Source organism: Nocardioides alcanivorans (assembly GCF_021555175.1).
Lineage (GTDB): Bacteria > Actinomycetota > Actinomycetes > Propionibacteriales > Nocardioidaceae > Nocardioides > Nocardioides alcanivorans.
The window spans coordinates 25,805-45,995 of record NZ_JAKGRW010000004.1; the positions used below are offsets into that span (position 1 = coordinate 25,805).

Sequence of the window (20,191 nt, forward strand, 5' to 3'; positions counted from 1 at the left end):
CTGTCGGGGCGGCACGGCAAGATTGACCCCATGAGCAACGAGGTCGTTCCCGCCACTCCTGAGGCCAAGGACCGTCACCACCTCCTGGTTGAGGAGGTGGAAGAGGCCCGCTGGCGCTACTACGTGCTCGACGACCCGACCCTCTCCGATGCCGACTTCGACGTGCGGATGCGCGAGCTGGAGTCGCTGGAGGAGGAGTTCCCGGAGCTCCGCACGCCCGACTCGCCCACGCAGAAGGTCGGGGGCGGGGTCTCCACCGACTTCACCCCGGTCGACCACCTCCAGCGCATGGAGAGCCTCGACAATGCCTTCTCCGACGAGGAGCTGGACGTCTGGTACGCCCGCTTGGGACGCGACGGTGTCGAGGCACCACCGCTGCTGTGCGAGCTGAAGGTCGACGGGTTGGCGATCAACCTGCTCTACGAGGGCGGTCGCCTGGTGAGAGCCCTCACCCGCGGTGACGGCACCACGGGCGAAGACGTCACTCCCAACGTGCGCACCATCGCGAGCATCCCGCACCGGCTCACCGGCACCGAGGAGTTCCCGGTGCCGGAGCTGGTCGAGGTGCGCGGTGAGGTGTTCTTGCCGGTGGAGGCCTTCGAGCGCCTCAACGAATCGATGCGTGACGCCGGCAAGCCGGCGTTCGCCAACCCCCGCAACGCCGCCGCCGGCTCGTTGCGCCAGAAGAACCCCAAGGTCACCGCCACCCGGGCTCTCGGCATGGTCTGCCACGGCATCGGCGCGCGTCGAGGCTTCGAGCCGTCGTCGCAGTCCACGGCCTACGACGCACTCCGTGCCTGGGGCCTGCCCACCTCCGACCGGGTCAAGGTGTTGCCCGACCTGACCGCAGTGCGTGAGTTCATCGCCTACAACGGCGAGCACCGACGCTCGGTCGAGCACGAGATCGACGGTGTCGTGATCAAGGTCGATTCGGTCGCCGACCAGCGCCGGCTCGGCTCCACCAGTCGCGCGCCGCGCTGGGCCATCGCCTGGAAGTATCCGCCCGAGGAGGTCAACGCCAAGCTGCTGGCGATCGAGGTCAACACCGGACGCACCGGGCGGGTGACGCCGTTCGGGGTGATGGAGCCCACGAAGGTGGCCGGCTCGACGGTGGAGCGGGCCACCCTGCACAACTTCTACGAGGTGAAGCGCAAGGACGTGCGTCCAGGTGACACGGTGATCCTGCGCAAGGCGGGCGACGTCATCCCGGAGATCCTCGGGGCGGTGCCCGCACTGCGCCCCGATGGCCTCGAGGAGTGGGTGCCGCCAACCACGTGCCCCGCCTGCGGCACCGAGCTGGTGGAGCAGAAGGAGGGCGACAAGGACCGACGGTGCCCCAACCACCGCTCGTGCCCGGCCCAGCTGCTGGAGCGGGTCTTCCACGTGGCCGGCCGCGGCGCCTTCGACATCGAGGGCTTGGGCTCGGAGGCGGCCGCGGCCCTGCTGGACGCCGGTCCCGACGTGCTGGTCGACGAGGGGGATCTCTTCGACCTCGACATCGACAAGTTGTTGCGCACGTCGTTGTTCACCCGTGCCCCCAAGAAGGGGAGGAGGGCCTGCAGCTGACCGCCAACGGTGAGAAGCTGCTGGGCAACCTCCAGGAGCGCAAGGACGTGCCGCTGTGGAGGGTGGTGGTCGCGCTGTCGATCCGCCACGTCGGTCCGACCGCTGCCCGAGCACTTGCCACGGCCTTCGGCTCGATGACCGCGATCGCCGATGCCGACGAGGCCGCCCTGGCCGACGTCGAAGGAGTGGGGCCGACGATCGCCGCCTCGGTCCGTCGTTGGTTCGACGACGAGGAGGCTGGCGCCAGTTGGCACCGAGCGATCATCGACAAGTGGGCCGCGGCCGGCGTACGCATGGAGGACGAGCGCGACGAGGAGGTCCCGCGCACCCTCGAGGGGCTCACCGTCGTGGTGACCGGCTCACTGGTCAACTACACCCGTGACTCGGTCAAGGAGGCGATCATCGCCCGTGGCGGCAAGGCCTCGGGATCGGTCTCGAAGAAGACGGACTTCGTCGTGGTGGGGGAGAGCGCCGGGTCCAAGGCCGCAAAGGCGGAGGAGCTCGGGCTCACCATCCTCGACGAGGCCGGGTTCGAGGCGCTGCTCGCCGGTGGGCCCGATGCCTTGGCGTGATCGGCTGGTCGGTCACCGACGCTGACCTCAGGTCGTGCCGACTCCGTCCCCGGGAGGTGGCCGCGCGGTCGGTTGGCGGTGGTCCCAACTAGGATTCGGACCATGCCCGAGAACTCTGCGATCGGCGCGTCGGCAGAGATCACCCGCGACGAGGTGGCCCACTTGGCCAACCTCGCGCGGATCGAACTCTCCGATGCCGAACTCGACCACCTTGCCCCGCAACTGTCGCTCATCCTCGACTCCGTGCGCTCGATCGGCGCGGTCGCGGGTGACGACGTGCCCGCCACCTCCCACCCGCTGCCGCTGACCAACGTCTTCCGTGAAGACGTCGTCACGCCCGGCCTGACGGCGGAGCAGGCGTTGGCGATGGCACCGGAGAGCGAGAACCAGCGGTTCAGCGTGCCGCGGATCCTGGGGGACGAGCAGTGAGCGAGTGGCTGACCAGGACCGCGGCCGAACTGGCCGACGCGCTCGCTGCTGGCGAGGTGACCTCCGTCGAGCTGACCCGGGCTCACCTCGACCGGATCGCTGCCGTTGACGGCACCGCCGAGTCCGGCGTGCACGCCTTCCTGCACGTCGACTCCGACGGAGCGCTGGCCGAGGCGGCCGCCTCCGACGCGCGCCGCGCCGAGGGCAAGCCGCTGAGCGCGCTCGACGGCGTCCCGATCGCGGTGAAGGACGTGCTCACCACGGTGGGCCAACCCACCACCTGCGGCTCCAGGATCCTCGACGGCTGGATCCCGCCGTACGACGCCACGGTGGTCACGAAGCTCAAGGCGGCGGGCCTGCCGATCCTGGGCAAGACCAACATGGACGAGTTCGCGATGGGGTCCTCCAGCGAGCACTCGGCCTACGGTCCGACGCGCAATCCGTGGAACCTCGACCGGATCCCCGGCGGCTCCGGCGGCGGCTCGGCCGCTGCCGTTGCAGCGTTCGAGGCTCCGCTTGCGCTCGGCACCGACACGGGCGGCTCGATCCGGCAGCCCGGAGCGGTGACCGGCACCGTCGGCGTGAAGCCCACATACGGTGCGTTCTCGCGCTACGGCCTCGTGGCCATGGCCAACTCACTCGACCAGGTCGGCCCCGTGACCCGTACGGTGCTCGACGCAGCGCTGCTGCACGAGCTGGTCGCCGGTCACGACCCACTCGACTCCACGAGCATCGACGCACCGGTGCCCGATGTCGTCGCCGCTGCCCGTCAGGGCGCGGCCGGTGACATGAAGGGGCTGCGCGTCGGCGTCATCAAGGAGCTCTCCGGCGAGGGCTACCAGGCCGGTGTCGAGGCGAGGTTCCGCGAGACCGTCGACCAGCTCGTCTCGGCGGGAGCCGAGGTCATCGAGGTGTCGTGCCCCAACTTCGTGCACGCGCTGGGCGCCTACTACCTGATCATGCCGAGCGAGGCGTCCTCCAACCTCGCCAAGTTCGACGCGATGCGATTCGGCCTGCGGGTGCTGCCCGAGGGCGTCGAGGCGCCGAGCGCCGAGGAGGTCATGCGGGCCAGCCGCGACGCCGGTTTCGGTGACGAGGTCAAGCGCCGCATCATCCTCGGGACCTACGCCCTGTCGAGCGGCTACTACGACGCCTACTACGGTCAGGCACAGAAGGTTCGCACGCTGATCCAGCGCGACTTCGACGCCGCCTTCGAACAGGTCGACGTGCTCGTGTCGCCGACTGCTCCGACCACCGCGTGGGCCCTGGGCGAGAAGCTCGACGACCCGTTGGCGATGTACCAGGGCGATCTGGCCACCATCCCTGCCAACCTGGCGGGCGTCCCGGGCATCTCGGTGCCCGTCGGCGTGGCCGAGGAGGACGGCCTCCCCGTCGGCTTCCAGATCCTGGCACCCGCGATGGCCGACGACCGGCTCTACCGGGTGGGCGCGGCCGTCGAGGCGCTGGGTGCCCAACAACGTGGAGGCCCGTTCCTCGGTCTCGACGATCTCGACGCGCGGCTCGAGGCCGCCGGCACCGTGGAGGTGGCCCGATGAGCAACGCGACCCTGCCGTCCTTCGAGGCGGTTCTCGAGAGCTACGACCCGGCGATGGGTCTGGAGATCCACGTCGAGCTGAACACGAACTCCAAGATGTTCTGTGGCTGTCCGACCGAGTTCGGCGGCGAGCCGAACACCCAGGTGTGCCCGGTCTGCCTGGGCCTGCCCGGAGCGATGCCGGTGGTCAATGGCCGGGCCATCGAAGCGGCGATCCGGATCGGCCTGGCGCTCAACTGCGAGATCGCGGAGTGGTGCCGTTTCGCCCGGAAGAACTACTTCTACCCCGACATGCCGAAGAACTTCCAGACCTCGCAGTACGACGAGCCGATCGCGTTCGAGGGCTACCTCGACGTGGACGTGGACGGCGAGACCTTCCGCGTCGAGATCGAGCGAGCGCACATGGAGGAGGACACCGGCAAGGCCACCCACGTTGGGGGCTCAACCGGCCGGATCCAGGGCGCCGACTACTCCCTGATCGACTACAACCGAGCCGGCATCCCCCTGATCGAGATCGTCACCAAGCCGATCCTCGGGGCGGGCGCCAAGGCACCGGAGGTGGCCAAGGCCTACGTGGCGGCGGTCCGTGAGCTGATCGTCGCGCTCGGTGTCTCGGACGCCCGGATGGACCAGGGCTCGATCCGCGCCGACGTCAACCTGTCGCTCTCGCCGAAGGGTTCGGGCACGCTCGGTACCCGTACCGAGACCAAGAACGTGAACTCGCTGCGTTCAGTCGAGCGGGCCGTGGGCTATGAGATGCGCCGCCACGCCCTGGTGCTGGGCGGCGGCGAGAAGATCCTCCAGGAGACCAGGCACTGGCACGAGGACACCTCTGTCACCACCAGCGGTCGCCCCAAGTCCGACGCCGACGACTATCGGTACTTCCCCGAGCCCGACCTGGTGCCGGTGGCCCCGACGCGCGCATGGGTCGAGGAGTTGCGGGCCACCCTCCCTGAGTTCCCGTGGCTGCGCCGGGCGCGGCTGCAGGCCGAGTGGGGCTTCTCCGACATGGAGATGCGCGACACGGTGGGCGCTGGAGCATTCGACCTGGTCGAGCAGACCATCGCGGAGGGCATCGCTCCCCAGGCCGCCCGCAAGTGGTGGCTCACCGAGTTGGCCCGCCGTGCCAACGAGACGGGTGTCGAGGTCGCCGAGCTCGGCGTCACCCCGGCGCAGGTGGCCCAGGTGCAGAAGCTCGTCGACGGCGGCACGATCAACGACAAGCTGGCCCGGCAGGTCTTCGACGGCCTGCTCGCAGGTGAAGGCACGCCCGAGGAGATCGTCGCGGCCCGTGGACTCGAGATCGTCTCCGACGAGGGTGCACTCTCGGCGGCCGTCGACAAGGCCATCGCCGAGAACCCCGACATCGCCGACAAGATCCGTGACGGCAAGGTGGCTGCAGCCGGTGCCCTCATCGGCGCGGTGATGAAGGAGATGCGCGGACAGGCTGACGCCGGTCGGGTGCGCGAACTGGTGCTCGAGAAGCTCACCTGAGTCACTGCACGATCCCGCCAGCACCCGGTCCGCGACTGCGGGACCGGGTGCTGGTCATTTCGAGGCGCGCCGGTCCTCCGGTGTACCGTGAAGCGTCGCCGTGCCCACGGTCGACGTACAACTTGAAACCACGTCGTGTGGTGGGGAAGCCGGTGCGACTCCGGCGCTGACCCGCAGCCGTGATTCTCCCGTTCGGGCGGGGGACGAGCCGGAGCACCTGCCAGCGATGCACCTTTATCAGCGCTGTCGCGGAATGCAGCGGGTGGGAGCCCCGAGGCCCTTCCCGTTCGTCACAGCGGGAAGGAAATCATGAAGACGATGCATGTACGTCGGGCCATCGGCCTGGCCGGAGCTGGTGTGCTTGCCGCCGGGCTCACTGTTGCGCTCCCCATGGGAGCAGCGCAGGCCGAGCCTGATCCCCAGCCGGCTGCGACCGGTGCCACGTGGCTCGCTACGCAGCCCGTGGACGGCTTGATCAACGTCAAGAACGAGTACGACGGCGAGGTCTTCGAAGGCGTCGACCAGGGGTTGTCCCTCGACGTTGCCTTCGCGCTCAATGCTGTCGGCGGACAGGGCGACACCGTCACCGAGATCCTCGACGCGGTGGCCGGTGAGGTGGAAGCCGGAAAGTACATCCAGGGGGATGAGTACGACTGGCAGGAGCCCTACGACTTCCAGCAGGTCGGTTACTACTCCGGCGCGACGGCCAAGACACTGACTGCTGCTGTCGAGCTCGGTGGCGATCCCACGAGCTTCGGTGGAGTCGATCTGGTGGATCGGCTGGAGGAGCTCGTCACCCCGAGCGGTCGCATCGAGGACGACAGCTTCTTCGGCGACTACGCAAACGTGATCGGGCAGAGCTTCGCGGTGCGTGGCCTCCAGGGCGCCGGTGATGACGCGTCTGCCGCCGTGGCCGACGCGGTGACCGAGTTCCTCGTGCTCCAGCAGTGCGACAACGGTGGGTTCCGGCTCAACTTCAACGGTGCAGACGCCGGGTGCACCGACGATGCCGATGCCGACCCCGACGCAACCTCCAACGCGCTGGTGGCCCTGAGCTCGATCGAGACCCCGGACGCCGAGGTCGAGGCCGCCCTCGCCGATGGCACCGACTACCTGCTCGACATCCAGAAGGCAGACGGCTCCTTCGGCGGCGGCACCAGCACCGAGGAGTCCAACTCGAACTCGACCGGGCTGGCCGGCTCGGCGCTGGCTGCGCTCGGCGAGACCGAGGCTGCGACGGATGCTGCCGCGTGGGTGCGCGCTCACCAGCTGACCGGCCTCACGACATGTGAAGCCGGTATCGGTGCAGATGCCGGCGCGATCGCCTACAACGACGCCGATGCAGCCGCTGCTGCGAAGGACGGAATCGGCGATCTGGAAAGGGGCGTCTTCGTCCGCGCCGCTGCTCAGGCACTTCCGGTGCTGACACTCACTCCGGCCGCCGTGGGTGACCTCGCGGTGAAGGGCAAGGCGGGCTTCATCCAGGCGGGTTCCGCCACCAAGGTGACCGTCACCGGTCTCGCGGCTGGCGAGCGTGCCTGCCTCACCGGCGGCAAGGCAGCAGTCGTGGTGACCGGCTCCGGCAGCGCCACCGTGACGGCCAAGGCGGGCACGGGCGTCCGCACGCTGACCCTGGTGACCGCCGGCGACGCGACCGCGCAGACCACCGTCTCGGTGCTCGGCAAGGCGAAGCTCAAGGTGCAGGCGGCGAAGAAGAAGGTCAAGAAGACCAAGAAGAACAAGATCACGGTCAAGGGACTCGTCGCCGGCGAGAAGGTCAAGGTCGCGCTGCGTGGCAAGAAGGTCGCGGCGGGCAAGGCCAATGCCAAGGGCGTCTTCAAGGCCAAGTTCAAGGTCGGCAAGAAGACCGGCAACGCCAAGGTCAAGGCGGTCGGGCAGTTCGCCAACCGCAAGGGCGCAACCAAGTTCAAGGTGCGATGAACCGTCTACGTTCGATGCTCGGTCCAGCCGTCGCGGTGCTGCTCACCGCGACGGCCTGGGTCGTGCTGCCCGGTGGCCTCACCCAGCCTGCAGCTGCTGCGGCCTGCACCGGGAACAGCGGTGTGACGGTGGTCGTCGACTACAACGAACTCGGCGGAATCCAAGCAGGATGCGCCAACGGCTCGGGTGGCAAGAGCGCCAGCGCCGCCTTCGCGGAGGCCAACTTCACGCTCTCCTTCGTGCGTGACGATCCCGCCAACGGTTTCGTCTGCCGGGTGGCCGGGTTGCCCACCGGGTCGGTCTGTGGGAACACTCCGCCAGCGGACGCCTACTGGGGGCTCTGGTACTCCGACGGCACCAGCGGCACCTGGACCTACGCGACCCGCGGGGTCAATCAGCTGAAGGTGCCCAACGGCAGCTTCGTTGCCTTCGCTTGGCACCAGGGAGGCGGTCGCGCAGAGGCGCCCGACGTAGCGCCTCGGCGCAGCACGCCCGAGAGTCCGAAGCCGACCAAGAAGCCGACGACCAACCCCACGACCAAGCCGACCAAGAAGCCGACGACACGTCCGGCCTCGCCGACGAGCACGCCGACGTCGGCACCGTCCAGCAGCGACGCGGAGAAGTCGGAGTCGACGGGACCCTCAGGGAGTCCGTCTGCTTCCGAGAGTCCGAGCGACGAGGCCACGGACTCCTCGGAGTCCGCGAGCCCGAGCGACGACAGCAGCACCGACCTTCCCACCGTCGACGACATCACCGAGGGGCCGCCGGAGAGTGGCACCGTCGAGAACGCTGACGACGGTGGTGCCGACGACGGGTTGCCCATGTGGATTCCGTTCGTGGCAGTGGTCGTGATCGTGGCCGCCGGTGCCGCAGTCGTCGTACGGCGACGGCTGGGGTGAGCGGCGGCTCCGCACGTGTCCGGCTGGCCCGAGAGCTGCACCCCGGGGCATGGTGGGTGTGGGCGATCGGGTTGGCCGCTGCGGCGACCTTCACGACCAACCCGTTCCTGATCGGGTTGCTCGTCGTGGTCATCACGGTCGTGGTGCTCGCCTGCCGTGGTGATGGCATGTGGGCGAGAGCCTTCAAGTTCTATCTGATCCTCGGGCTGGTCATCGTCATCACTCGGGTGTTCTTCCGGGTCGTGCTCGGCAGCGGCGCGGGTGGGCACGTGTGGCTCGACCTGCCGGAGATCCCGCTACCCGACTGGGCCGCCGGCATCAGCCTGTTGGGACCGATCACTCGCGAAGCGGTGCTGGCGGGGTTGTACGACGGCATGCGTCTCGGCGCCATCGTGGTGGCGGTCGGAGCAGCGAACGCCCTGGCCAACCCGAAGCGGCTGATGAAGTCGCTGCCGCCCGCCCTCTACGAGATCGGCACCGCACTCGTGGTGGCGGTCACCGTGCTGCCCCAGTTGGCGGACAGCGCGGTGCGGGTGAAGCACGCCCAGGAGTTGCGTGGTGGTCCGCCCGGGAGGATCCGCGGGCTCCGCCGCCTGATCGTGCCGGTCCTCGAGGACGCCTTCGAGCGCTCGCTCTCCTTGGCTGCCGGGATGGACTCACGGGGTTACGGCCGCCCCGGCGAGGCGCCAGCGGGTCAGCGGCGGTTGACCGGCGCCGTGATGCTGCTCGGCCTGATGGGGGTGTGCATCGGCGTCTACGGCTTCCTCGACGGCACCACGTCGTTGTGGTTGGGCACACCGATGATGTTCGCCGGCATCGCGCTTGCGCTGATCGGCTTCGTGCTCGCAGGGCGCCGGGTCCAGCGCACCCGCTACCGGCCGGATCGGTGGCAGTCGGCCGAGGTGGCCGTGGCGCTGTCCGGAGTCGCGGCGGGGGTGGTCCTGTGGTGGGTCAACACCGAGCAGTGGGCCGTGGCGATGCCCGCCGTGTCGGAGGTGCCGCCGGTGAGCGCGGCGGCCCTGATCGGCGTACTCCTGGGCGTGGTGCCGTTGTTCGTCGCACCGCCGCCGGTGACGAGTCAGGCACGCGATGAGGAGATGGTGGAGTCATGATCGAGTTGCGTGGCGTTCGGTTCGGCTACGACGACCGGACCGTGCTGGACGGCATCGACCTCACGGTCGAGGAGGGCGAGCTGATGCTGCTCGCCGGCCCCACCGGCGTCGGCAAGTCGACGTTGCTCGGTGTCGTCGCCGGCCTGGTGCCCGGCTACACCGGCGGCACCCTCAGCGGTGACGTGTTGCTCGACGGCGAGAGCATCATCGAGCGACCGGCCCGTGAGCGGGCGCACTCGATCGGATACGTGGGGCAGAACCCCGCCGCATGGTTCGTCACCGACACCGTCGAGGAGGAGCTCGCGTACGGCATGGAGCAGCTGGGGCTGCCCGCGGAGACCATGCGTCGGCGGGTGGAGGAGACCCTCGACCTGCTCGGCATCGCCGACCTGAGGCACCGTGACCTGCGCACGTTGTCGGGCGGCCAGCAGCAGCGTGTCGCGATCGGTTCGGTGCTCACGATGCACCCACGGTTGCTGGTGCTCGACGAGCCCACTTCGGCACTCGATCCGACCGCCGCCGAGGACGTGCTCGCCACGATCACCCGCCTGGTGCACGACCTCGGCATGTCGGTGCTCGTCGCCGAGCACCGGCTGGAGCGGGTGGTGCCGTTCGCCGACCGGATGTGCCTGTTGCGCCCGGACGGCTCGTTGCAGGTGGACGAACCATCCATCGTGCTGGCCGATTCGCCGATCGCCCCACCACTCGTCGAACTCGGCCGCTTGGCCGGGTGGGAACCGCTGCCGTTGAGCGTGCGAGATGCCCGTCGTCGTACGTCGTCGCTCAAGCCGGCGCTCGAGGCCGGCCCCGAGGTGGTCGCCGACAGGCCGGCGGGCGACACGCGGGTGGCAGCGACGGAGCTCGTGGTCACCCACGGCAAGCGAGTCGTCCTGCGTGGTGTGTCCATGCAGTTGCATGCCGGCCGGATCACGGCCCTCATGGGTCGCAACGGAGCCGGCAAGTCCACCTTGTTGTGGACGCTCCAGGGGCGGCTCGCACGTGACGCCGGACGCCTGAGCGTGGGCGGCGCCGATCCCCACACGACGAAGCGTGAGCAACGGCGTGAACTGGCCGGGATGGTGCCGCAGACCGCCGTCGACCTGCTCTACCTGGAGACGGTGGCCGAGGAGTGCGCGGCCGCTGACCAGTCCGCCGGTGCCGAGACGGGCACCTGCCGCGCGCTCCTGGAACGGATGGCGCCCGGTATTCGCGAAGAGACGCACCCGCGGGACCTGTCCGAGGGACAGCGATTGGCGCTGGCCGTCTCCATCGTCCTCACCGCACGGCCGCCGGTGCTGCTGCTCGACGAGCCGACGCGCGGGTTGGACTACCCGGCGAAGGCGGCTCTGGCCGAGATGCTCGTCGGCCTGGCCGAGGAGGGGCGCGCGGTCCTGGTGGCCACCCACGACGTCGAGTTCGTGGCCCGGGTTGCCGACGAGGTGATCGTGATCGCCGAGGGCGAGGTCGTCTCGTCAGGCCCGGTACGCCGCGTGGTCGCCGAGTCGCCGGCCTTCGCTCCGCAGGTCATGAAGGTGCTCGGACCGCAATGGCTGCGGGTCGACGAGGTCGCGCGGGCGCTGGGGGCGACCCGGTGAGCACGGTCAACGCGCTTCCGGTGGGGCGGCGTACCGCTGCTGTCTTGGCCGTGACGTCGTTCGCGGGCCTGATGATGCTCTGCTGGCCGCTGCTGCTCGACGTGGGGGCGGGGAGCGGGTCGACCCGCCGTTCCTTTTCATGCTGTTGCTGCCGCTCATGCTCATGGTGGTGCTGGCAGAGATGAGCGAGGGCGGGATGGACGCCCGGGTCCTTGCGATCCTCGGGGTGCTGGCAGCGATCAACGGCGTGCTGCGCGGCATCAGCGCCGGGACGGCGGGCATCGAGCTGGTCTTCTTCCTGCTCATCTTGGGCGCGAGGGTCTTCGGTGCTGGATTCGGCTTCGTGCTGGGCACGTTGTCGCTGTTCGTCTCGGCGCTGGTGACTGCTGGTGTGGGTCCGTGGCTGCCCTTCCAGATGCTCGTCGCCGGCTGGGTCGGCCTCGGTGCAGGTTTGCTGCCGAAGCGAGTGTCGGGGCGCCGAGAGATCGTGATGCTGTGTGTCTACGGGGCGCTGTCGGCGTTCCTCTACGGGCTGTTCATGAACCTCTCGGGCTGGCCGTTCCTGCTCGGCGTCGAGGTGCCGGGATACGAGCAGACGCAACTCTCCTATGTCGCTGGGGCGTCCCTGCTCGACAACCTGCACCGGTTCGGCCTCTACGTGGTGGTGACCTCCATGGGCTGGGACCTGGGACGCGCCGTGACCAATGTGGTCGCCATCGCCCTTCTCGGCCCTGCCATCCTCGCCACCCTGCGCCGCGCCGCCCGCCGAGCCGTCATCCACCGCAGCGGATGAAGGTCACGAGAGCCGATCTGCCATCGCTGCGCTTCGTAGCTCGTCCACTGTGTCGATCTCACCAACGAATGACCGCTCTTCGTCGTCGAGTCCGGGGAACCGGATCATTCCAGACGCGACCTCACCCAGGAGCGCGCCGTTGAGAAGCGGATAGAGTTCGCCATCGCTTCGTCCGCCCCGGCGAACCGCGACAACCGCGACTATCTCGTTGAGCGCGCCCAAACTGTCAACCATCTTGTGTGGATCCGCATCCGGCCCTAGACCGATGGTCAAAACGATCTCCTCGGGCACCTTCTCCTCCGTGGTCCAGTCAGGACGAATGGTCACTGAGATCGCCCTCTCATCTGCGCTTGGATCCTCGAACGGAGTAACGGTGGGACGTGTTTGCTCATCACCGTCGAACAAAGGATCCGCGTTCGGATATCTCACGCCATGGCTGCCTCGGACGTTGAGAACCCTCCCTGTCAAGGTGAGTTCGGACCATGGTGGGCCAAGGCCGGCGCCACCTGGTCGGACCGCGTCGGCCAACGTGGCAGGCTCGCTTTGGACTCCAAAATTGGATTCACGAAGGTTGCTGACATGATCAAAATAGAAGTCGGGTGTGGCCTCCTGGGTAGGGGCCGAACACCCTGTGAAGGTCAGTAGGGCCGCCGACAGTAGAGCCACCGAAGCGTCTTTCTGCTTTGCACGGTTCATGGACGATCCTTCACGGTTCGGTCAGGTGGCGCGGTTCAGTGTTCCAGTTGGCTGAGAAATGCCGGCGATCATGAGCGGTGTACTTGACGTCGCTGCGCACCCCGTTGCCATTCCACATGCAGCCTGGAGTTTCCTGCACGCTGGCGTTAACGGTCCGGTGGCCGAGGCCGATTGAATGACCGATCTCGTGGCACACGATCCACCGGTCGGCTGCGTTCCCGTGAGCGTCGAAATAGTGACGACTTATACGGACGACAGACTGATCGCATCGCCCTGCTGGATTCGCCTGATAGCAGACGGTCCATCCGATCATTCCTCGCGTTCCATCGGTCGTCCAGTCGCCCGCCATCGCGTACTCGCACCAATCGGTGTAGTAGCGATTGCGTGTGATGACGTCGGTCTTTGCGCCGTGTTCTTTCTTGAGCACCCCTGTGAGTTGGGGCGCCATCAACTTTATTGTTCGTTTAATTCCGCGATTCATTCCTGGATCCGGGGCCACGGCGAAGATGGAAACGTTCTTGTTGTCGTTGATGCTCGCGCCAGTACACGTCCCCGACTGCCCTGTCGCACTCTTCCAATTCGCGTGGGCCAGTCGTGGCGAAATGGCTAGGAATTCAGTGCAAACGATGAAGATGCTGGCGACGGCGAGGGGCTTCCAAGGGATCATCGATCTCGCTCCTGGGTAGGATTCGATCCCCAAGATTGACCCGCTGGCTTTGCCCGTCAAGGTTTTGGAGAACTTGAACTCGATGAGCCTGCGAACTGAAGCAAGACTTGTCACATGCGTGACAAGTTTTGCGGATCTTCGCATTCCGGGAGTCTGGGTCTGACCCAGGGCCCCGGAAAGGTCGGGTGACGGGGCTGTGACCTGGCGAAACGCGTGGATGTGGCCGGCGTGGCGTGTGTGACGGGTGTGGTCTGTGGGGTTGAGATGGGTGTTCTCGAAGCATCCGTTTCAACCGAGGACCACACCCGCCGATGCCATCTTCCCCGAGGGCCAGCGCGAACAGCATCGAACGCGCCGGTGACCTGATCTCCGCCCTGTCCACTGTCCCCGATCCGCGTGACCCTCGCGGGGTCCGCTACCCCCTGCCCGGGATGCTCGCGGCCGCGGTGTGCGCCGTGCTCGCCGGTGCCCGGTCCTTCGCCGCGATCGGGGAGTGGGCGCTGGACTTAAGCGAGGAGCAGTTGGACCGGCTCAGGCTGGGCCGGGCGCCAGTGGAGTCCACGTTGCGCAAGCTGTTCGCCCGCCTCGACGCCGCGGCACTGGATGCCGCACTGGCGGTCTACGCCTGGTGCCGGGTCCGTCACATCGGTGGTCGTCGGGTGATCGCGATCGATGGCAAGACAATCCGCGGTGCCCGCTCCAGGAACGTCGCCGCCCCCGCCTCGGCGCCGCATCTGATCGCCGCGCTCGACCACGCCACCGGCGTCGTTGTGGGCCAGCACGCCGTGGCGGCGAAGTCCAACGAGATCCCCGCGGTCCGTGACCTGATCGCGAGCTTCGATGCCGCTGACCTGCGCGGATGTGTGATCACCCTGGACGCGATGCACACCCAGCACGACACAGCGGCCGCGATCGTCGATGCTGGCGCGGACTACGTGTTCACCGTCGAGGCCAACCAGCCCACCCTGCTCGCCGCACTCAAAGCACTGCCCTGGACACAGGTGCCGCGAGGCTCCCAGAGCACCCAACACGGCCACGGACGACGAGCGACCCGCACCATCAAGGTCATCGAAGCGCCCACCGCACTGCCGGGCTGGCCGGCCTTCCACGGCCTCGCCCAAGTGGCGCAACTGCGCCGCACTGTCACCAAGGCCGCGAAGAAGACCATCGAGGTCGTCTACCTGCTCACCTCGGCCACCCATCACGACGCCCCGCCCGCGACGCTGGCCGCCTGGGTCCAGGGCCACTGGGGAATCGAGAACACCCTGCACTGGGTCCGCGACGTCACCTACGACGAAGACCGCTCCAGGTCCGCACCGGCCACACCGCTCACGTCATGGCCACCCTGCGCAACATCGCCATCTCAATCCTGCGCCTGTCCGGCACCACCAACATCGCCGCCGCCCTACGACACCACGCCCGTGATCCCGAAAGAGCCATCACATGCGCGTTGACCTGCTGAAACACGACCTTTCCGGGGCCCTGGGGTCTGACCCCTCTGGGCTTGAGGAACGAGTTCGCGATGTAGTTCGGCAGGCTGCGGAATCCGGACCTGCGGACGTGATCGAGGCGTCCGTCGGTGGCCGGCTGGCAAGGCCGCGCACCTTCGACGCGTGTGCTTGAGGCGCGGTTCAGTCGAGGGTGAGGGAGAAGATGCGGTCGTCGTTCTTGGCCGGAGTGCCGCGGGTGTCGCGGTTGGAGGTGGTCAGCCACAGGGTGCCGTCGGGGGCGACGGTGACGGTGCGCAGGCGGCCGTACTCGCCGACGAACCACGCCCGCTGGCCGGTGGCCTGCCCGTCCTCGACCCGGACCGACCAGAGACGTTCGCCGTTGAGGGAGGCCATCCACAGCCGGCCCTCGTGCCAGGCCAGGCCCGAGGGGGACGCCTTGTCGGTGCGCCAGGTCATCTGCGGGTCGGTGAACTCCGAGCTTCCGCCGACCCCTCGACCTCCGGCCAACCGTAGTTGTTGCCGGCCTCGATGAGGTTGAGCTCGTCGAACTCGTCGGAGCCGAACTCGCTCGCCCACAGATTGCCGTCGTCATCGAACGCGAGGCCCTGCACGTTGCGGTGGCCCATGCTGAAGACCGGTGAGGACGGGTCGGGATTGTCAGGGGCTGGGTTGCCATCGGTGTCGATGCGCAGGATCTTGCCGCCGAGCGACTGCGGATCCTGGGAGCGGGAACCCTCCTGGGCATCACCGGTGGAGGCGTAGAGATAGCCGTCGGGGCCGAAGACCAGGCGACCGCCGTCATGGGTGGCGGCGCGGGGGATACCCGTCAGGATCGCCACCGGCACACTCAGCTGTCCGCCACGCAACTCCGCCCGCACGATCCGGTTGTCCTGCTCGATGGTCACGTAGAAGTAGAGCGTTCGGTCGTTGGCGAAGTCGGGTGACACGGCCACGCCCAGCAGACCCGACTCGCCGTCCTGAGGGACGTCCCCGAAGTCGCCGAGCTCCCGGACCTCCCGGTCAGCATCGATGGACAGGACCCGTCGGGTGTCCCGCTCGGTGACCACGGCCCTGCCATCGGGCAGGAACGCCAGGCCCCACGGGACCTCCAGGCCACGAGCGACCACCTCGTCGACCTCGACGGCCCCCGTCGTGTCGGTCTCGGGCGCCGGAGCCGGGCCGTTGGTCGTTGCCGGGTCGGTCGGCTGCTCGTGGTGGGGTACGTCGTCCCGTGAGTGGCGCTCATCGTCACCACCGCTGCACGCGGCCAACGTCGTCACGAGCACGGCAGCGGAGACGGCGAGGGTGGCGCGGCGCCTCATGACTCGACCACCCCCTGGCCGGCATCGACGCGTTCGAGGAACTCCATGAGCAGGTCGTGGACGGTCTCGGGACTCTCCATCGCGATGAAGTGGGTGCCCCACAACTCGACGAACGTGGCATCGCGCATCCGCTCCGCCGCGGTGCGCATCGACTTCGGCCCGGCGAGCACGTCCCACACCCCGGCCACGAACATCGCCGGCACGTCGATGGAGCTGAGGGAGACCCGCCGGTGCAAGGAGGTGCGCACCGCGAGATGGAAGTACCAGTCCATCGGCGTCTGCAGGAACTCCCTGACGGCGTGCTTGGCTGTTTCGGGATCGGCCGGCTTGAACATGAAGCCGCTGTGGCCGAGCACTGCGATCGAGAGGTCGCCGATGGGCAGCCGCTTCGCCACCGGCGAGATGAAGTGGCCGATCGAGCTGACCGCCCGCGACACGTTGACCGTCAGCAGGCGGGTCACCGGTCGGGGAGGTGGAGCACCTCGAACATCGTCGCGAAGGTGTCGCCCGGCACACCCGCGACCGCGAAGAGTCCACGCACCCGTTCGGGGTGGTCGAAGGCCAGCTGGAACATCGTGTTGACGCCGATCGACCAGCCCATGACCGCGCACGACTCGATGCCGTGCGCATCCATGACGGCGAGTGCATCCTCCACGAAGCAGTCGACCCCGACGTGATCCGGGTCTGCTGGCCGCTCGGAGCCACCGACTCCCCGGTGGTTCCAGGAGACGATGCGGACGCCGCAGTCGGGTCGCAGCAGCGCCGGCATGGTCCAGGCATTGGTGCCCAGCCCGTTGCACAGCAGCACCACAGGACCCTCGATCCGACAGTCGGGGTCGTTGGTCCACGCCTTCAGCACGGTGCCGTCGGCGGAGACGACGTCGTGGAAGAACGGCTCGACAAGCGCCTGGGAACGGTCGGTGGATCGGGGATCGGTGGGCAGCGAGCGGGCGGGCATGGGATGAATCCTGCCGCACCGGAGCCGTGTGCGGGAGTGCCCTCCTCCGGACCCGGCGGACGTCGGTCAGCCGGGTGTCGCGATCTGCCCCAGGCCGGTGCCCGTGGCGGTGGCCGTGGCGCCGCTCGCGGCAGGGCCGGCTGCGGAGGCCAGGTAGGTGTCGACGTCGAGCCTCACGGCCCGGCGGGCGGCGCACTCGGTGGCGCCGAGCATGGCGTTGCGGCGGGCGGTCTGCTGCGACGAGACAGCCCATCTCTGGAGGAGGTCGACGACCGTGGACGGCCGGACGAGGGAGAGGGAGGGGGCCGGGAGTGGTGCGGTCAAGGTCAGCATGGTTGCCGTCCGGAGGTGGTGGGGTGGGATCTCCCACGCTAGGGAAGCGGTGCGACCGTGGGGTCAACACCGTGTGACGTCTTCGTTAACCCGCCCGTTGCCGCCGCTCGGGTCGCACCCACCGACGCAGCCACGACGCACGCGACGGCAAGCCACTGGAGGATGCCCAGCTGCTCCTGAAGGATGACCAGTGCCGCCAGCGCGGCGGCCGCCGGTTCAAGACTCATCAAGATGCCGAAGGCAGCCGTCGGCAGCCGGCGCAGCGCCATCATCTCCAGGCTGTAGGGGATCACCGAGCTCAGCAGCCCCACGGCGACGCCCAGGGCCAGGACGGTGGGATCCAGCAGGCGATCCCCGGAGACGGGGATGGCGATGGGCAGCAGGACCAGCGCGGCGAAGATGCTGGCCAGCGACAACCCGTCCAGTCCTTGCCAGCGTCGTCCGGTGCTCGCGCTCATCAGGATGTACGTCGCCCACGCGGCGCCCGCGAGCAGCGCGAACAACACCCCCACGACGGTCACCCCGCTCGAGTCGAACCCGAGCAGCAGCACGCCGATCCCGGCGAGTCCCACCCAGGCCAGGTCACGCCACCGTCGGGAGCCGAGCAGCGCAATGGTGAGGGGACCGACGAACTCGATCGTCACCGCCAACCCGAGCGGGATCCGAGCGAACGACTGATAGATCGCCCAGTTCATGGTGGCGAGGCTGGCTCCCAGGCCCAGCACGACGAACCAGTCCGCCCGGGTCCGACCGCGCCAGCCTGGCCGGGTGATCAGGAGGAGCACCACGGCGCTGGTCGCCAGGCGGAGGAAGACCATCCCGGTGGGGTCGATCCGGTCGAAGAGTCCCTTGGCGATGGCTCCGCCGACCTGCACCGACGTGATGCCGGCGACCACCATCCACACCGCCCTGCGCACGGCCCGACTCCCTTCGTACGTCCACGGCCTGGTCCCGGCGTGAGCCTGTCACATGGGGTGGCCCGCCTCCCGATCACTGGATCCCCATCAACGCTGCGAAAGCGCGGGACTACTCTGGAGCCATGAACGAAGTCGACATGAAGCCCCGATCCCGCGACGTCACGGATGGCATCGAGAAGGCCGCTGCCCGAGGCATGCTCCGCGCGGTGGGCATGGACGACGATGACTTCACCAAGCCTCAGATCGGCGTCGCGTCGAGCTGGAACGAGATCACGCCGTGCAACCTGTCGCTCGACCGCCTGGCCAAGGCAGTCAAGAACGGCGTGCACGCGGCTGGCGGTTACCCGCTCGAGTTCGGCACCATCTCCGTCTCCGACGGCATCTCGATGGGCCACGACGGCATGCACTACTCGCTGGTGTCGCGCGAGGTCATCGCCGACTCGGTCGAGGTCGTGATGAGTGCCGAGCGTCTCGACGGATCGGTCCTGCTCGCCGGCTGTGACAAGTCGCTGCCCGGCATGCTGATGGCCGCCGCGCGCCTCGACCTGTCGAGCGTCTTCCTCTACGCCGGATCCACCATGCCGGGACAGGTCGACGGCAAGGACGTCACGATCATCGATGCCTTCGAGGCGGTCGGAGCCTGCCTGGCCGGAAAGATCACCGAGGCCGAGGTCAAGCGCGTCGAGAAGGCGATCTGCCCCGGTGAGGGTGCCTGTGGCGGCATGTACACCGCCAACACGATGGCCTCCATCGGTGAAGCGCTCGGCATGAGCCTGCCCGGCTCTGCCGCCCCGCCGGCTGTCGACCGTCGCCGCGACGGCTTCGCGCACCGCTCGGGCGAGGCCGTGGTCAACTTGCTCAAGCAGGGCATCACCGCCCGCCAGATCATGACGCGCGAGGCGTTCGAGAACGCCATCGCGATCACGATGGCCCTCGGTGGCTCCACCAACGCGGTGCTCCACCTGCTCGCGATCGCTCGCGAGGCGGACGTCGACCTCGAGCTCGCCGACTTCAACCGGATCGGTGACAAGGTCCCGCACCTTGCCGACATGAAGCCGTTCGGCAAGTACGTCATGACCGACGTCGACAAGATCGGCGGCATCCCGGTGGTCATGAAGGCGTTGCTCGACGCCAATCTCATGAACGGCGACGTGCTCACGGTGACCGGCAAGACCCTCGCCGAGAACATCGAGGCACTCAACCCCAAGAGCGTCGACGGCTCGGTCATCTACCCGGTCTCCCAGCCGATCCACAAGACCGGTGGCCTCACCATCCTGGAGGGCACGCTGGCTCCTGAGGGCGCTGTCATCAAGTCGGCCGGATTCGACGCCGAGGTGGTCACCGCCACTGCTCGGGTCTTCAACCGCGAGCGCGAAGCGCTGGACGCCCTCACCGAGGGCAGGATCCAGAAGGGTGACGCCGTCATCATCCGTTACGAGGGCCCCTCCGGCGGCCCGGGCATGCGTGAGATGCTGGCGATCACCGGCGCGATCAAGGGTGCTGGTCTGGGCAAGGACATCCTGCTCATCACCGACGGTCGCTTCTCCGGGGGCACCACCGGTCCGTGCATCGGCCACGTCGCCCCCGAGGCCTCCCACGGGGGCCGATCGCGTTCGTCGAGGACGGTGACCAGATCACGCTCGACATCCCCAACCGCACCCTCGAGCTGCACGTCGACGCCGACGAGCTCGAGAAGCGCAAGGTGGGTTGGGTGCCCGAACCGCCGAAGTTCACGCACGGCGTGCTGGGCAAGTACTCGAAGCTGGTGCAGTCGGCCAGCAAGGGCGCTGTCACCGCTTGATCCGCTTCACGGCCACCAGCAGTACGTCGATCGGCGCGGTCCCGAGCAGGGGCCGCGCCGGTCGGCGTCCCACCTGAGCCAGGTGCCACA

Annotated in this window: 16 protein-coding genes, 3 pseudogenes and 1 riboswitch; of the genes and pseudogenes, 11 read left to right on the forward strand and 8 right to left on the reverse strand. The window is 68.3% G+C overall.

Going from position 1 to position 20,191, the window contains the following annotated elements:
• Positions 1 to 30 precede the first annotated feature (30 nt).
• From ligA to L1066_RS01885, 9 genes and pseudogenes are all read left to right on the forward strand, one after another.
• Positions 31 to 2,138, forward strand: a pseudogene (gene ligA / locus L1066_RS01845) (NAD-dependent DNA ligase LigA).
• A gap of 102 nt (positions 2,139 to 2,240) precedes the next feature.
• Positions 2,241 to 2,567, forward strand: coding sequence for an Asp-tRNA(Asn)/Glu-tRNA(Gln) amidotransferase subunit GatC (gatC, locus tag L1066_RS01850; protein WP_235734663.1), 327 nt, complete (start codon positions 2,241 to 2,243; stop codon positions 2,565 to 2,567).
• Positions 2,564 to 4,123, forward strand: coding sequence for an Asp-tRNA(Asn)/Glu-tRNA(Gln) amidotransferase subunit GatA (gene gatA, locus L1066_RS01855; protein WP_235734664.1), 1,560 nt, complete (start codon positions 2,564 to 2,566; stop codon positions 4,121 to 4,123). Before gatC ends, gatA begins: the two co-directional genes overlap by 4 nt.
• Entirely contained in the window at positions 4,120 to 5,616 is a 1,497-nt protein-coding gene (gatB, locus tag L1066_RS01860; RefSeq protein ID WP_235734665.1) for an Asp-tRNA(Asn)/Glu-tRNA(Gln) amidotransferase subunit GatB, read from the forward strand. The genes gatA and gatB overlap by 4 nt, the downstream gene beginning before the upstream one ends.
• Before the next feature lie 90 nt (positions 5,617 to 5,706).
• Positions 5,707 to 5,855: riboswitch (cobalamin riboswitch) on the forward strand.
• Between the two features lie 70 nt (positions 5,856 to 5,925).
• Entirely contained in the window at positions 5,926 to 7,557 is a 1,632-nt protein-coding gene (locus L1066_RS01865) for a prenyltransferase/squalene oxidase repeat-containing protein (RefSeq protein WP_235734666.1), read from the forward strand.
• Positions 7,554 to 8,456: a hypothetical protein gene (locus tag L1066_RS01870; protein WP_235734669.1), complete on the forward strand. Its 903-nt coding sequence runs from the start codon at positions 7,554 to 7,556 to the stop codon at positions 8,454 to 8,456. The genes L1066_RS01865 and L1066_RS01870 overlap by 4 nt, the downstream gene beginning before the upstream one ends.
• A complete protein-coding gene (locus L1066_RS01875; RefSeq protein WP_235734671.1) occupies positions 8,453 to 9,568 on the forward strand; it encodes an energy-coupling factor transporter transmembrane component T family protein in 1,116 nt (371 codons plus the stop codon). Before L1066_RS01870 ends, L1066_RS01875 begins: the two co-directional genes overlap by 4 nt.
• On the forward strand, positions 9,565 to 11,163 hold the full coding sequence (locus L1066_RS01880) for an ABC transporter ATP-binding protein (RefSeq protein ID WP_235734673.1): 1,599 nt from the start codon (positions 9,565 to 9,567) through the stop codon (positions 11,161 to 11,163). The genes L1066_RS01875 and L1066_RS01880 overlap by 4 nt, the downstream gene beginning before the upstream one ends.
• A gap of 71 nt (positions 11,164 to 11,234) precedes the next feature.
• Positions 11,235 to 11,956 (forward strand): annotated as a pseudogene (locus L1066_RS01885) (ECF transporter S component).
• 3 nt (positions 11,957 to 11,959) lie between these two features.
• Here the strand turns inward: L1066_RS01885 and L1066_RS01890 are convergent.
• Positions 11,960 to 12,652: a hypothetical protein gene (locus tag L1066_RS01890; RefSeq protein ID WP_235734674.1), complete on the reverse strand. Its 693-nt coding sequence runs from the start codon at positions 12,650 to 12,652 to the stop codon at positions 11,960 to 11,962.
• A gap of 10 nt (positions 12,653 to 12,662) precedes the next feature.
• Positions 12,663 to 13,319 (reverse strand): hypothetical protein, encoded by a 657-nt coding sequence (locus tag L1066_RS01895; protein WP_235734676.1) that lies wholly within the window; start codon positions 13,317 to 13,319, stop codon positions 12,663 to 12,665.
• Between the two features lie 311 nt (positions 13,320 to 13,630).
• On the opposite strand from L1066_RS01895, the gene L1066_RS01900 reads away from it, so the two are divergent.
• Complete coding sequence (locus tag L1066_RS01900) at positions 13,631 to 14,773, forward strand: ISAs1 family transposase (protein WP_235734677.1); 1,143 nt, start codon at positions 13,631 to 13,633, stop codon at positions 14,771 to 14,773.
• Positions 14,774 to 14,950: 177 nt separating this feature from the next.
• On the opposite strand, the gene L1066_RS28310 is transcribed toward L1066_RS01900, so the two are convergent.
• The 6 genes from L1066_RS28310 to L1066_RS01925 all read right to left on the reverse strand — a co-directional run bounded on the left by L1066_RS28310 (position 14,951) and on the right by L1066_RS01925 (position 18,300).
• The gene (locus L1066_RS28310; protein ID WP_376707628.1) at positions 14,951 to 15,226 is read right to left on the reverse strand and encodes a PQQ-dependent sugar dehydrogenase; all 276 of its coding nucleotides are present in this window, start codon (positions 15,224 to 15,226) and stop codon (positions 14,951 to 14,953) included.
• Positions 15,223 to 16,092, reverse strand: a complete 870-nt coding sequence (locus tag L1066_RS01905) for a PQQ-dependent sugar dehydrogenase (protein ID WP_376707629.1) — start codon at positions 16,090 to 16,092, stop codon at positions 15,223 to 15,225. The genes L1066_RS28310 and L1066_RS01905 overlap by 4 nt, the downstream gene beginning before the upstream one ends.
• Positions 16,089 to 16,553, reverse strand: coding sequence for an alpha/beta fold hydrolase (locus L1066_RS01910; RefSeq protein WP_235734678.1), 465 nt, complete (start codon positions 16,551 to 16,553; stop codon positions 16,089 to 16,091). The genes L1066_RS01905 and L1066_RS01910 overlap by 4 nt, the downstream gene beginning before the upstream one ends.
• Positions 16,550 to 17,050, reverse strand: coding sequence for an alpha/beta fold hydrolase (locus L1066_RS01915; protein WP_235734680.1), 501 nt, complete (start codon positions 17,048 to 17,050; stop codon positions 16,550 to 16,552). The genes L1066_RS01910 and L1066_RS01915 overlap by 4 nt, the downstream gene beginning before the upstream one ends.
• A gap of 66 nt (positions 17,051 to 17,116) precedes the next feature.
• Complete coding sequence (locus tag L1066_RS01920) at positions 17,117 to 17,374, reverse strand: hypothetical protein (RefSeq protein WP_235734681.1); 258 nt, start codon at positions 17,372 to 17,374, stop codon at positions 17,117 to 17,119.
• Positions 17,375 to 17,421: 47 nt separating this feature from the next.
• Positions 17,422 to 18,300 (reverse strand): EamA family transporter, encoded by an 879-nt coding sequence (locus L1066_RS01925; protein WP_235734682.1) that lies wholly within the window; start codon positions 18,298 to 18,300, stop codon positions 17,422 to 17,424.
• Positions 18,301 to 18,422: 122 nt separating this feature from the next.
• On the opposite strand from L1066_RS01925, the pseudogene ilvD reads away from it, so the two are divergent.
• A pseudogene (ilvD, locus tag L1066_RS01930) lies at positions 18,423 to 20,101 on the forward strand (dihydroxy-acid dehydratase).
• Positions 20,102 to 20,191 lie beyond the last annotated feature (90 nt).

Bases quoted from the DNA above. Each gene is read 5' to 3' on its own strand.
- gatC (WP_235734663.1), top strand. From the start codon at position 2,241: ATGCCCGAGAACTCTGCGATCGGCGCGTCGGCAGAGATCACCCGCGAC.
- gatB (WP_235734665.1), top strand. From the start codon at position 4,120: ATGAGCAACGCGACCCTGCCGTCCTTCGAGGCGGTTCTCGAGAGCTAC.
- L1066_RS01865 (WP_235734666.1), top strand. From the start codon at position 5,926: ATGAAGACGATGCATGTACGTCGGGCCATCGGCCTGGCCGGAGCTGGT.
- L1066_RS01870 (WP_235734669.1), top strand. From the start codon at position 7,554: ATGAACCGTCTACGTTCGATGCTCGGTCCAGCCGTCGCGGTGCTGCTC.
- L1066_RS01880 (WP_235734673.1), top strand. From the start codon at position 9,565: ATGATCGAGTTGCGTGGCGTTCGGTTCGGCTACGACGACCGGACCGTG.
- L1066_RS01890 (WP_235734674.1), bottom strand. From the start codon at position 12,652: ATGAACCGTGCAAAGCAGAAAGACGCTTCGGTGGCTCTACTGTCGGCG.
- L1066_RS01895 (WP_235734676.1), bottom strand. From the start codon at position 13,319: ATGATCCCTTGGAAGCCCCTCGCCGTCGCCAGCATCTTCATCGTTTGC.
- L1066_RS01900 (WP_235734677.1), top strand. From the start codon at position 13,631: ATGCCATCTTCCCCGAGGGCCAGCGCGAACAGCATCGAACGCGCCGGT.
- L1066_RS28310 (WP_376707628.1), bottom strand. From the start codon at position 15,226: ATGACCTGGCGCACCGACAAGGCGTCCCCCTCGGGCCTGGCCTGGCAC.
- L1066_RS01905 (WP_376707629.1), bottom strand. From the start codon at position 16,092: ATGAGGCGCCGCGCCACCCTCGCCGTCTCCGCTGCCGTGCTCGTGACG.
- L1066_RS01915 (WP_235734680.1), bottom strand. From the start codon at position 17,050: ATGCCCGCCCGCTCGCTGCCCACCGATCCCCGATCCACCGACCGTTCC.